Below are 13,535 nucleotides of genomic sequence, written 5' to 3'. Positions count from 1 at the left end.
AGACTGCATGGATATGAACGAGGATGGGCTGATGGAATATTGTGAGCAGGTGGTGGCGTTCAGGAAGGGCGGTATCAACCATATAGCGCGTATCATCACCTATGTGGATATCAAGAAAGGAAAGATGCCAAAGTTGGTGTCCTTGCTTACCAACGACTTTGACATGTCCATGGAGACTATCGTAGCCATCTACCGCAGGAGGTGGCAGATAGAGACTCTTTTCAAGCAGATAAAACAGAACTTCCCGCTTAGATACTTCTATGGGGAGAGTGCCAACGCCATCAAGATACAGATTTGGGTTACACTCATTGCCAATCTATTACTGTCACTGCTGCAAAGCTCATTGCAGAGGCGGTGGAGTTTCTCAGGGCTGGCTACTATGGTGCGCATTGTACTTATGGAATACCTCAACATGAATAATTTCTTCAACATGCCGGATGCCGACATGAAACTCATGCTTGAAGCAGCGGCTGAATCGCCACCCGAGGTAACAGAAAATGAATAAGGGGGCTTGTCACTAACATGCTGTCATCCGAACTATTGTGTCTCAATGAGTTGGAATGAGGATTTCTATGTTTAGCGGACAGTAATAATTACAGATAAGTTGTTTTTCGTCAAAACAGAAGTTAATGTTGCAACCAATGATTTTCCACATTACTTTTGGCTTAGAAAAATCCTCCGTTATTAGAAAGAAACTTCAATATTTAGCTTTCCACCTAACCCACGTTCTACCACATCAAAAAGTGTTTTTAATGTTATATTTTCGCCATTACTTTCCACCTTAGATATAAAGGAGCGTTTCTTATCAATCCGATTGGCTAATTGCTCTTGCGTCATATTCAGGCGCTCACGAGCTTCCCTTATTTTCAATCCTATACGCAAAGATTCTAATTCGCGCTCTAACTCATCACGCTTAGGCGTGCCAACAGCACCATAATATTGATCCTTTATATTGTCGAGTGATTTTAGATTATTCATCATTTCGTTACCTCCTTTTTATCGTTATAATAGTCGTTCATTATTTTTACAGTACGTTTTATTTCGTACTTTGACGTCTTTTGTGTTTTCTTTTGAAAGCTACTTAGCAAGACTACAAGTTGGTTTCCATCAAAAATACAAAAGATGCGAAAGATGTTATTGCCCAGCTGTATGCGTATTTCAAACAAGCCATTCGTACCCTCAATATACTTAAGGTAGTTTTGTGGAATACGCTCTATTTGCTCCACAATATCAAGTACCTTAATGATTTTCTTCTGAACTTTCTCATTTTGATCCTTAAAAAATCATCAAAGTATGTTTTATATGCAACAACTTGTCTGTATTTCATATCGCAAAGGTAATTTATAAATTACATATGTGCAAATTTTAAGGACATTTTTATTCCGAACTCAGGTTGTTAAGTACATGCAGGATGACACGGGCAATCCACAGAGAAAAAACAGGGAGGTGATGAGGATAAAGGGCACAAGGTAACGCTTATTGGTGAGTTGATGGTTGTTAGATTTCATCGCTTGTTTATTCATAAACATACTGTTCTTTCGCTCGATGACTGGCACTGGGCTGTCATCAACTACGTTTTATAACAAAGTGATAGTAAGGGAAAGGTAGTAAAATATGTGTACAACACCCGCATTTACGCACAATAAAAATAAATAATGTACACTCAGACCACATTCCAAACAAGTGGAACACGACTTAGCCAACAAGCTCACCTACATCACCTATTTTCACTAAAAGTAGTTATGTCCGCAAAAAGGAGCAACAAGAAAATACTTATTTTTGGGTATGTACATTTTTTTTCTGAATCGAGAAATTGAAATACCTTTGCACAATAAAAGGATTATTAAGATAAAGATAATTATTAAAATAGCAAAATGTTGAAAAAAGAACAACGAACGCAAAAGATTCTATCGGCTCTAGACTCTCTTTTCAAGGGATGCTTGCTAATGCTGACGATGCTGTTTCTAAGCATCTCTGCCACAAAGGCATACAACTGCACGAACACAAGCATAGATAAAGCCGAGGAAGGTAGCGTGACTCTTCAAGTTACAGATGCCTTAACGGGCGAACCCATATTAGGAGCCGTTGTGAAAGATAGCAACGGCAAGACATACGTCACCAACGAGTCGGGTACCTGCGCTATAAAGTTAGACGACAGCGGCAAGAAGGTGAAAATCACTGTCACATTCGTAGGTTACAAGAGTTACATTTCTTATGTGTCAGCACAAACACGCACACTGAACATCAAGTTAAAGGAAGACGTACAGCAATTAAGTGAAGTAACGGTGACATCAAAAAAGAGACACACCAACATCATGCAGCAAGCCAAGGCCCTGGATCAAAGTATACTCGAAAAAGGTGGTGCCACCTCGTTGGCAAAAATGTTGGAGTCTATTCCTGGTGTGAGTTCTATCAGTGCCGGTAGTACGGTGGCTAAACCTGTTATTCAAGGTATGCACAGTAGCCGTATTCTATTGATGAACAACGGTGTTAAATTAGAGAGTCAGAGTTGGGGTAACGACCATGCACCAGAAATTGACTATACAGGTGCCAGCATGGTAGAGGTTGTAAAGGGTGCTGAATGTATTCGTTACGGTTTTGGCGCCATGGGTGGTGTGGTATTGCTCAACGATGCGCCCCTGCCCTATGGACATAACAAGCCAATCGTGAAAGGAGTTACCAACATCGGCTATGACACCAACGCACGAGGAATAAGCGGTTCGGGAAGCATCGAAGTAGGTTGGAAGAATTTCGGTATGCGCCTGCACGGCAACTATACTCGTGGTGGTGATTACCATACGCCCGAATACATCATGAACAACACGGGCTACAACAACATCAGCATGTCTGCCATGGGTGGTTTCGAAAACAAGCGCATCACGGCAACCGTGCTTACAAGTTTGTTCTACCAACGCTCTGGCATCTATTTTGGCAGTCAAATATCCGACTTGGCGCAACTACAAGAACGATTCCGCATTGGTCGTCCAACAGAGTCGTCATTGCAACCATTCAGTTATGAAATTGGCATACCCTTCCAGCAATCACAACACTTCACGCTGAAAGGCGAGATGAAATATCGCATCAACCCAAAGCAATCGCTGGATTTGACGTTGTCGTTCCAACAAAATTTGCGACAGGAGTATGAGAACCGTATGAAAAAGGAGTGGAGCGTCATCCCGATGCAAGACCTCATATTGAAAACATACAAGGCCGACTTATCATATCGTGCCTCATGGAAGCCTTACAAAATGTCCACCTTTGCAGGCTTGGCAAATACATACCAAATAAACTACAACTTCCCAGGCACGAAGAATCCTGCCTTTGTACCAAACTTTGCCGCTCTCACCATGGGTGGTTTCCTGTTGCAAAAGGCGACTTTCTTTGAAAAATTGCAATGCGAATTGGGCTTGCGTTACGACTTTAGAGTAATGAGCGTGAGCGGTTACACGACGTTGAACAAGTACGACTATTACGATGACTTCAAGGTTTACAGCAACTTCACCTCGAGCTTTGCTGCTCACTATCAGTTTAACGACAACTGGGACATGCGTGCGAATATAGGCTGGTCATGGCGTCCACCAGACATCAACGAGCTTTATGCCATCGGTCTTCAAGAAGGTTCTTACTGGGTAGTGGGCAATAGAAACCTAAAGAGTGAGCGTGGCTGGAAGTCCATCTTAGGCGCAAGGTATCGCAACACATGGGTATCTGTAGAACCAAGCCTGTTCTACCAACACATCAACAGTTATATATACGACCATATCGGCTATGGCGCTAATCGTTTTCATAACAGTCCAAGCGGAAAATACGCCAAGTTTATGTACGATCAGGACGATGTAAGGCTGTATGGTGGCGATATAGAAGCTACAGTAAATCCCATTAAAGGACTCAGTATCGTGGCAAAGGGCGAATGGATATTCGCACGCAACATTACACGAAACGACTGGTTGCCTTTCATGCCATCAGACAAGTATGGGCTGTCAGCCAACTATGAACATGTCTTCGGTGTAGAGAAAAAGATAAAGGCATCGTTCTCTCTCACTGGCAACTATGTCACGAAACAGGAACGTTTCGACCCCAACAAGGATTTAGTGGCAGTATCGCCCGACCCTTACTTCTTGCTTGGCACCACAGCAGACGTTGCCTTCAAGCTGTCCAACAACAGGGAAATAAAGGTAATGTTGGTAGGCGATAACATCCTCAACACATTATATAAAGAATATACAGACCGATTTAGATATTATGCGCACGAACGTGGCATGAACTACTCTTTGCGCACAATCATTAAATTTTAAAAAAATGAAGTTACAATATAAGACAATAATGCGATTAACTATTTTAGCTGTAGGATGCTGCTGCATGCTTGCCGCATGTTCTACCGATAATGTTGATGATTTCTTGAAGAAAATAGTAAAAGCTCCTCCTGCTTCTATCGAGTACAATGGCAAGGGACACTCACAGATATACGCAGTAAGTGCCGTACTTAGAATGGGGTTCAAGGGTGAAAATATAAAGGTTGGAAACTTTGGTGCCGACAACAGTATAGACAACACATACGAACAAGACTCGTACAACATGATAAGCGTGAACACGGATAAACCGACAGACTATCCGCTCATGCAACAAATTGAGATAAGTAAGGACGACAATGGGCAAATGCAAATTACCAGTCAGCGTGACCATTTTGATGTAGTTGCATCAGATGACGTTTATTACGGACTTGAGCTTACGTATTATGGAGCTAACCACCAACAAATTAATGCTGAGTTCATACAGTTCTATTACAAGAAAAACGGCGACCCAGACCTCGACAACTCCACACTGGTACAACACCAACACTTCTTTACTATTGGCAACGAAGTATTGGAACACAGTTACACCATAGATGGTAAAACCGTATCCAAGAACAGTAAGCAGGGTTTTTATCCACACACACTGGATGAAAAATCCACTTATTATCCAGAGCTTACTTTTGAAATGGAGGGCGACAAGTTAAAGAGCTGCGACATCACCACTACCAATGCGCTGCTTGCACCTGAAAGTGGGAAAAAATCAGATATCATGCCGTATGACAGCACTCTGATAGACAAGGCGATAAATATATTCCCTACGCTGAAAAGAAATCAAGCCACATGGACTGAAAATGGTTATAAATTCTTTCAAACACTCACCATGCAACATGCGGCAGAACTTGCTAACAAGTTGTTTACTTACCAATACCGAGATACCGACCCGTTTGAGAAACAATTGGGATATGAATATCAAGAAGGTAGCGGTGACGGCGGTGTAGTTGACGATGGCACAAATGCACTGAGACAAAGACAAGGTGATTTCGTGGAATTGCTGCATCAATGCCGGAGAATAGGTACGGGTCCAAACAATTTAGACAGAATGGGATTCAAGGGAGTGCTGCAATTTAATCAAGCCAACACCGAATTTGCTATGCAAATAAGCCTATGCAACATCGTATCACAAATGGATAAATCAAAGAATGCCATTTGGCCCAAATATGGAAATGATAATCCAGATGCCAACTCAAAGACTTGTTTCGAAATTCCAACATTCGGAAATGGAGATGGTAGAGGACTTTATAATTTTAATGAAATAAAATCAGAATGGAGTAATCACGATATTGATATTCCTTTAACATTCCGCGTCATTGCGGACATGAAAGATGGAGACGAGAAGTTCGTGGAAGATTTCAAAAAGTTCTATCCTCACATGGATACGAATGAAATCAAGAATTATTTCTTCAATCCACAATATTTGCTGTCAAGGAATCGCAAGAGTATATTCGTCATGTAGAATCCAGCTAAATGGAAGTCATTTGCTCATCATCATTCCTCACACATAGCTGACACGTTCTCCTAACTAAGGAAAAATTACATACACGGCTAAGAGGAGTGAGAGTATGTAGCAAAGTGCCAATTATACTAAACTATCTAATCAAGAAATTTACATAAAAAAATAAAATGAAAAAATATAGTTTTTGCTTCGTTCTTATATTGATGCTATGTACATCATGCGATGATTTCATCTTTGGTAACATGAACATCAATTACAACGAAAATCCACTTGAATACAAAGAAGTACCACACAGCGGTGCGGATGCCATGGTTGACAGCTTGAAGAAAAAAGCTCCCTTTGGTGACACCATGAGTAATCCCGACCAAGATGGCGCATTCAACAACTGGGCTCGCTGCTTAGTCATGTTCAAGGAAGGACACTCACACGGTGATGAGAAATTTCATGGCAATTATGTTTACCCAGCAGCGCCATGGAGACAAGAAGAATTTGTCATAGTAGAAAACAACTCACAAAAATTTCCAACTGTAAAGGTGGAGTGGGAAAAGAGTATTCAAACTGTTTTTGAGAAGAAGTTAGGAAAACCTACTCCCCAGCAACCTTACATTCGCCTTATAGGTGGAGATAAAAACCTTTGGGGTATATGCCTGTACTTCTTGGATAAAGATGGAAAGCTGCTTAATGATGAGATATACAAGCACTCTGATGAGTATCAAATATTCTTTACCATTAGCGACGTGGACGATAAGGGTAATCCATACAAGATTGAAGACTGTAGAGGTACATGGGAAGTTGACAAAAATGGGAAAGATGGCAAAGTTGACGAGCATCCTGTCGTATCACCTTATTTCGAAGGAGTAGATAAGGACGAAACTTTAGGTCACGATATTATCATGCGTAGACAAAATGCAACCAAGAATTTGTTTGAATATGCCTACCGTGACACATGGCATCAGAATGCCATGGCTGACGGTATGCGCGAGTTTTACAACATTAGGTTGCTGCCACCCCTTGATGCCACCGATGCTAATTCATGCGTTTCCTATGACAAGGACTGTGTAGGGCTAAAAGGACATATCAACTTTTACTATGAAGCTAACGAGCCTTCATCTAATTTTAGACCTGAAATAGATGGACGATATGGGTCTGGAGAGAAAAAAGACACATGGCCTTTCATGGTAAAAGGTTTTTCTGGTGAGTCTGTAGTATATAGCCGTCCTTCATATATATTGCCATACTTCTATCTTTCCGTAAGAGTAATGAAATGTCAAAAGGGAAAGAAGGCATACATTCCTAAGGCTACTATTGCCAACAAGGAACTGGACTATGCTGGATTTTGGGACGGGATGAAGAGTGAAAAAGCCTGCGCGCCATTCTATAATCCTTTCTGGCAATCGAAGAATACGACCCTTGAGGTTCCAGAATGGAAAGAGCTTATACGCTTTAACATACCTATCAAAGTGTATTGCAATAGGTTCGATTCCGACCCAACAAACGTTTCTCCAGCAGAACCATATTATTTCTACTTAGGCAGAGAGATTGGATTAACTGGAAAACAAGCATACGATGCAAGCCAAAATGTAAAGACGCATGGCTTTGGCGCATTTGGAAACTGGTTTCTTTAATTCATATAAATTATATACAACTAAAATATAAAAACAAATAAACAAAAAAGATATGAAAAAAATAAATTACACCTTGATATTAGCGTTCATCGCATTATCCACCCTTTTCACAGCATGCCAGAGAGATGGCGACATGCCAGACAGAACTGATGCTAATTCAACAGTGGATCACCTCATTTTCAAAGAAGTTTTTTACATTGGTTACTGCACTTATAGGGATTTGTCTTCCATGGGCTTCAAAAGCCAATATAGCAGATACGAGGATGCCAACTATCTAGTGATATACAATCCTACCAATCAACCGATATCGCTTGCCAACATGGCACTCGCATATCATGCCGTTGACCCAAGTATCCAATTTTCGTTCCAAAAGGACGGAGCTGGAGATTTTACCAAACGGTATTATGGCATTGGAGGAATGTCGTACTTCCCCAACAATCCTGTAACAAAAAAACCACATATCATAGAGCCGGGCGACAGTGTCATTGTAGTGAAGTATGCGTGTGATCACAAGAAGAAATTCCTTGCCGAGAATGAGATCACAGAAGAAGAGGCAAAGAAAGATTACTATGGCTGGGAGGCTCTGCCCGACTATAGTAAACTTCCAAAGGACAAGACCTTTGAATTGTGCAACCAGCATTCACCGAAAAACGGAATGTGCGACCCTAACGACAAATTTGACAACAAGGATATTCCAAACATGCGTGATCTTGTTTTGTGGGATGAACTTCCATTTAAGGGACCAAGCCAGAGTATGCGCATGGCTTTGGTGAAGCTCCCTGATGGCGATGCATCCAAACCTCATACCAAAGACGAAAATGGATTTTATCCTGACGAATCGCCACGCTCTCGCAACAATTGGTATCGACTATATGATTTGTATGGAACCGAGCAGGACCAAATTAATGACGAGACAGATCCGCTGAAGAAAAGGGAACTGGAAAAGAACAGAAAATACCCAACGGCATACTACCACATGATATATAACACAACTGGTATGGGAGGCATTAATGCTATTGAGCTGAATTACAATTGGGTTGTCGACTTCCTTACCATTTGTCCTTCGACAGAGAAGAAAATGGACTTGCTGACAGGTCCAAGCTCTGTAACAGTATATGATGCAACAGGACACCCCGTAATGGAAGGAACAGAAGAAAAGAAAGAAAAAGTATGGTGGTACGATAGAGGAACGGCAAGTGTCTGCAATCGGATATTTGGAATTAATGACTTTTCTAATCCGTCATTCGATCCTTCGCAATTACAAGGTGCGCTGATTCGTCGTAGCAATGGAAAGGGATTTGTAGCCGAGATGAGTTCTGCACTGAACTACACGAAAGGTGTACCATCACTGTGCAGACGCGACAGCAATGGAAAGCCGTTAGACATGACTGCATATTGGAAAGTCAACTCCATCAATGCACGTACCAAGAAGAAATAATAGTTGAGATATACAAGAATAACGAAACAACAATAATTGATATAAATGAGACAAGCAAATGAAGAATATGATGCTATGCGCCTTGGCAGCAATTGCGCTTTTCGCAAACTGTACACGTGACGGACAGCCAGAAGAAAAGAAAAATACCGCTGAAACAGAAAGCGCAGACCTGATTATAAAGGACATTTACTATGCTGGAGATTTCGTGGAGACACCCTACGGCAACAAATCTGAAGAAACGGATGACAAGTTTATTTCCATAACCTAACCGACCATTACATAAGTCTTGAGAACATGGCTTTGGCACTCTGTCAGTGTATATGGACAATATAAGTTCTACCTTCATTTGCTAAACATCATGAAATAGGTTTTACCTAAATATGTTTAATTTAATGTTTTTATAGTATGAGAAAAATTTACATGTTAACAATGAGCCTGTTCGTTTGCATGGGTGCATTAGCAGACAACGTAAACGGCACTATTGGTGATAATTTGAAATGGACGTTTACCAATGATGGCACACTTACCATTAGCGGAACTGGAGAGATGCAACACGCAGATGGTAACTCAGAGTATGCGTGGGGAACAGACAACCACACATTAAACCGTTCCTTAATCAAAAAGGTAGTGGTGGAAGAGGGGGTAACAAGCCTTGGCGAATACATCTTCTGGGATTGTCAAAGCCTTACGGAAGTAAAATTACCAAACTCACTGACTGTACTAAGGAAAGAATGTTTCAAACATTGTTCTGTCCTTAGGTCCATAACATTACCCGATAACATCACATTAATTGGCGAGAGTGCCTTTGAAGAGTGCAAGGCTTTAGAGACTGTTACTTTCCCGAAAAATCTAAAGGAAATAAACGCTAAAGCATTCTACAACTGCAATCTTAAGAAGGTAGATCTTTCACAAACACAAGTAGAAACAATTGGCATGGGAGCTTTTGCTCACAATGTTCAATGTGAAGAGGTATATTTGCCAAAGACGCTCAAAACGTTCTTTGGTACCGATGAGGGTGCTTTTGGTGACTGCAACAAAATAAAGAAAGCAGTATGCCTTGCTGTAAATCCACCCCAAACCCTTGATGGAGGTGAAGACTTTATCAATGGAGGCATCAAAATGGATCCTGTTGATTGGGTAAACATTTTCACTGGCTTTGATGACGATTTTGTATTGGAAGTGCCAGCAGGAAGCGAGGATAAATACAGAAGCGCAAACGGCTGGAAAAATGCAGCCAACAACATTGCTACTGGTATCCATGGTGTTAAGGCGTCTCAGGGAAAGGTTGGTGTATACGACATCACTGGCAAGAGATACATGAACCATGCTGATGCACAAACAGTCAACACATTGCAACGTGGCGTTTATATCATCAATGGAAAAAAAGTGTTAGTTAAATAACACACTCATTTATCCCCACCTATAGAATGTATTAAAGATGTACCTAAGAAAAACGTGCATAGAGACAATAAATTCCGTGCATCATAAAACAAAAGTTATTCTATACATACTGGAGGTGGGGATTTTTTATTTTATCAAATTTACCTTAGGCGATACCTCGTGTTACACAAAAACACAAGATAAAAAAGACTATTGCTGTCCGTTAAAACTTTTTGAGCCTAAAAAATTAGGGCAGGATTCCTCCTGACTTCGTCAATTTTTCAAGATATATTTGTAATTTCCTGATAATCAATGCTTATCATTGTTACTTAGGGTGACGTGCAAAAAGGTGAGTAAAATAGCAAGCTCGACCCCTTTACGAGAAATAACCTGATTTTTTACATTCTTGCCAAGAAGTATTGGATGATTTATATTTCTGGGTGACACGAAGACGAAGTCAGGAAAAAAGCAGTGGAAGTACAGAGAAAGGAAAGATGAATTACACACTTTTAAGGACACTACCAGAATTATTTTTATACTAATAAATTAAATATGAGGAAAATTTTTACAACTTTAGCGTTGCTATGCGCAACCACCTTGGCTTTTTCCGCCCCTGTGGGCAGACAACAAGCCCGACAAGCTGCATTGGCTTTTATCAAGAGTCATGCAAGTACCAACCCCCAGGTCGCTACACGAGCTTCACAAGCCGTACCCTCGCTCAACGAGGTGGCAAGTACCAATGCTTACTACATTTTCAACGTAGGCAAGGGACAGGGCTTCGTCATCGCCTCTGCTGACGACCGCACGGTTGACGTGTTAGGTTATGCCGAAGAGGGAACATACGACGAGCAGCAATGTCCGGCATCGCTCAAGATGCTCTTGGCACAATATCGACAGGAGGTTGGCATGCTGAACAACATACCTACCACCACAAATCCTGTCACCACACGCGCCAACAGAACGCTGCAGCCCATTGAACCGTTGCTGAAAACTACATGGAGCCAGTACGGTCCCTACAATCAACAAACGCCCATGCACCAAAACAAGCACTGTGTTACGGGATGTGTCGCCACGGCAGCAGCCCAAATCATGGGCTACTACCAGTATCCAAAGAAGGCTCCCGCCATACCTGCCTACACGGCTCCGTCGGCTCGTCTGCAAGTTCCCGAGCTTGCGGAGAGTACCTTCGAGTGGAACGACATTTTGCCTTCGTACCGCATTTCTACCACCCAGCAACAGCAAGACGCTGTGGCTAAGCTGATGAGGTATGTGGGACAAGCGGTGTATATGGATTATACCGCTGATGATTCAGGTGCCGATTCCTACAACGTGATATTGTTCCTTACCCGAATGTTTGGTTACGCAAAGGACATGCACCGGGTTTTCAGAGACCGTTATACCAGTGAGGAATGGTGCAACCTGATATACAATGAGTTGAAAGCCAAACGACCCGTATATTACTTTGCCGAAGATGTGGTGTACAACTATGGTCACGCCTTTGTCTGCGATGGCTATAAGGAAGGCGACTACTTTCACATCAACTGGGGCTGGGGAGGTCAATTCAACGGCTACTATCGCCTGTCGGTTCTTTCGCCACGCGAATATGGATTTACGCAACTGCCCAGTATCTACACGCGCGAGCAAGGAGCTATCATCGGATTCAGACCAAGCGAAGGTGCTGATGTATTCCCCAAAGTTGTTGACATCAAAGAGATGACGCCCCTGCAAGATCAAAGTCGCTCGAACAGTGGCGATGACTTCACAGATTTCGACATCACCATGAAATGCGTGAACAATTACGGCGAAGCCTTTGATGCTGATTGCGGCTTAGGCTTTTGGCAGGGAGGTAGATTGATAAACGCCGTCAAGCTGTTCAGCTCTACATTCAAGACCGACGGCAAGATACAAAGGAACGAAGCGAACTTCAACATACCGCACACCCTCGCCAACGGAAAGTACACCGTACTACCCGTTTACCGCATTCAAGGAGAAAACGAATGGAAAGCTTGTGGCGGCATTGGAGAAATGGCGCAGGAGATAGAGATTACCGACACGGAACTGAAGACCTCCACTGCCAAGCCTGTTTTAGAGGTGAAGAAAGTGGACGTGAAAGGTAGCAAGGAGGCGGGACGTCCTTTGTTCGTAACCCTCACCATAGAGAACAAGGGCGACGAGTTGTACGACACCTTCGACATGCTCTTCAAGTATGACTATGTAGCTTCTACTACTACCTTCCTGCCAGCAGGACAGACGACAGACGTGGTGTTTGAGCTTTATCCAAAGGAGGTTGGAGAGTTTGACTACTCTTTCGAATGCAAATCGGGCGTCACTATCAGCTCCAGAGGAAACATTACCATTACTGAACCTAAGTCAAAAAACCTTCCTTCGGTTAAGGTGAAAATCGAACAAAGTGAAGAAAATGCTTTCCAAGCTCCTGCCATGAGGGGGAAACTCATTGTGACCAACAGCGAGAGTGCTGACTATTGCGGTGGGTTCGACATTGAACTGCGTTGCAAGAAAGGCAATACGGACGCAGCTTACCTTGAAAACAAAATCTCGCTGGCAGACATCATTCCCGCCAACAGCACGAAGGAAATACCGTTCTCGATAGACAACGTTGCCGCTGGGGCGCAATATGCCATTTACGTAGATGGTTATAAGGTCGAGGAACAAGAAGACTTCATCCAGGGTGGAATGAAATACGTACCTAAATGGGAGCGCATTCTCAAGACACCGTTCTACATGGCAAAAGACGCAACTGCAGCAATCGCTGCTCCGCACATCAGCCATGAGCCAATGCTCATATACAACCTGCAAGGTGTAATGGTAGGCAAAGGCGAACAACAGTTCGAGTCACTGCCAAAGGGCATCTACATCATCGGTGGCAAGAAAGTAGTTAAACGATAACCACCATCCTCATCAGCCCATTCATCTTTTCGACAAGGCACAGCAACATTCTCGTGACCTTTTCGGAGTTGAATGGGCTGTTGCATGCATGTCCTACTTTACATTTGTTGTTCAACACATTAGCTGTAAACGAAAGTGCCATGTATGACAAGGTCTGTATAAGAAACTATAACTGTCCGCTAAACATAGAAATCCTCATTCCAACTCATTGAGACACTGTTTCAAATAGTAACCGTTACTAAAAACTATTATTTAGTCGTTCCTTGAAAAGTAAATAACCTATTGATTATCAATAAAATAACCTTTCTATTATTTGCATATATCTACAAGTTTTTGTATCTTTGCATGGTAAAATCTTGCAAATCAACAATGTATAAATC

8 protein-coding genes and 2 pseudogenes are annotated in these 13,535 nt (G+C 42.1%); 8 read left to right on the top strand and 2 right to left on the bottom strand.

The annotated features are described in order from the left end of the window. A partial coding sequence (locus E0E16_RS11365) for a transposase (RefSeq protein ID WP_130830654.1) occupies positions 1 to 505 on the top strand: 505 nt, incomplete at its 5' end. 179 nt (positions 506 to 684) lie between these two features. On the opposite strand, the gene E0E16_RS11360 is transcribed toward E0E16_RS11365, so the two are convergent. Both E0E16_RS11360 and E0E16_RS11355 read right to left on the bottom strand, forming a co-directional pair. Beyond that, positions 685 to 978 (bottom strand): helix-turn-helix domain-containing protein, encoded by a 294-nt coding sequence (locus tag E0E16_RS11360; protein ID WP_130830653.1) that lies wholly within the window; start codon positions 976 to 978, stop codon positions 685 to 687. After that, positions 978 to 1,327: pseudogene (locus tag E0E16_RS11355) on the bottom strand (type II toxin-antitoxin system RelE/ParE family toxin). The gene E0E16_RS11360 and the pseudogene E0E16_RS11355 overlap by 1 nt, the downstream one beginning before the upstream one ends. Before the next feature lie 547 nt (positions 1,328 to 1,874). Between E0E16_RS11355 and E0E16_RS11350 the strand changes: the two are divergent. The 7 genes and pseudogenes from E0E16_RS11350 to E0E16_RS11320 all read left to right on the top strand — a co-directional run bounded on the left by E0E16_RS11350 (position 1,875) and on the right by E0E16_RS11320 (position 13,155). Then, a complete protein-coding gene (locus tag E0E16_RS11350; RefSeq protein ID WP_130830379.1) occupies positions 1,875 to 4,295 on the top strand; it encodes a TonB-dependent receptor in 2,421 nt (806 codons plus the stop codon). A 64-nt stretch (positions 4,296 to 4,359) separates the two neighbouring features. Next, positions 4,360 to 5,805: a hypothetical protein gene (locus E0E16_RS11345; RefSeq protein WP_130830652.1), complete on the top strand. Its 1,446-nt coding sequence runs from the start codon at positions 4,360 to 4,362 to the stop codon at positions 5,803 to 5,805. A 167-nt stretch (positions 5,806 to 5,972) separates the two neighbouring features. Then, entirely contained in the window at positions 5,973 to 7,430 is a 1,458-nt protein-coding gene (locus E0E16_RS11340; RefSeq protein WP_028901953.1) for a hypothetical protein, read from the top strand. Positions 7,431 to 7,482: 52 nt separating this feature from the next. Further along, on the top strand, positions 7,483 to 8,868 hold the full coding sequence (locus E0E16_RS11335) for a hypothetical protein (RefSeq protein WP_130830378.1): 1,386 nt from the start codon (positions 7,483 to 7,485) through the stop codon (positions 8,866 to 8,868). Positions 8,869 to 8,926: 58 nt separating this feature from the next. Continuing rightward, positions 8,927 to 9,183, top strand: a pseudogene (locus E0E16_RS11330) (DUF4876 domain-containing protein); the annotation flags it as partial. Positions 9,184 to 9,273: 90 nt separating this feature from the next. Continuing rightward, on the top strand, positions 9,274 to 10,269 hold the full coding sequence (locus tag E0E16_RS11325) for a leucine-rich repeat domain-containing protein (RefSeq protein ID WP_130830377.1): 996 nt from the start codon (positions 9,274 to 9,276) through the stop codon (positions 10,267 to 10,269). A gap of 531 nt (positions 10,270 to 10,800) precedes the next feature. Further along, a complete protein-coding gene (locus E0E16_RS11320) occupies positions 10,801 to 13,155 on the top strand; it encodes a C10 family peptidase (protein ID WP_240048090.1) in 2,355 nt (784 codons plus the stop codon). The last annotated feature ends 380 nt before the right edge of the window (positions 13,156 to 13,535 follow it).

Source organism: Prevotella rectalis (assembly GCF_900607215.1).
Lineage (GTDB): Bacteria > Bacteroidota > Bacteroidia > Bacteroidales > Bacteroidaceae > Prevotella > Prevotella brunnea.
Note: the sequence above shows the minus strand (reverse complement) of the source record. Positions and strands in the feature narration are given on the sequence as shown.

Excerpts from the sequence above, each read along its gene's own strand:
- E0E16_RS11360 (WP_130830653.1), bottom strand. The coding sequence starts at position 978 with ATGAATAATCTAAAATCACTCGACAATATAAAGGATCAATATTATGGT.
- E0E16_RS11350 (WP_130830379.1), top strand. The coding sequence starts at position 1,875 with ATGTTGAAAAAAGAACAACGAACGCAAAAGATTCTATCGGCTCTAGAC.
- E0E16_RS11345 (WP_130830652.1), top strand. The coding sequence starts at position 4,360 with ATGCTTGCCGCATGTTCTACCGATAATGTTGATGATTTCTTGAAGAAA.
- E0E16_RS11340 (WP_028901953.1), top strand. The coding sequence starts at position 5,973 with ATGAAAAAATATAGTTTTTGCTTCGTTCTTATATTGATGCTATGTACA.
- E0E16_RS11335 (WP_130830378.1), top strand. The coding sequence starts at position 7,483 with ATGAAAAAAATAAATTACACCTTGATATTAGCGTTCATCGCATTATCC.
- E0E16_RS11325 (WP_130830377.1), top strand. The coding sequence starts at position 9,274 with ATGAGAAAAATTTACATGTTAACAATGAGCCTGTTCGTTTGCATGGGT.
- E0E16_RS11320 (WP_240048090.1), top strand. The coding sequence starts at position 10,801 with ATGAGGAAAATTTTTACAACTTTAGCGTTGCTATGCGCAACCACCTTG.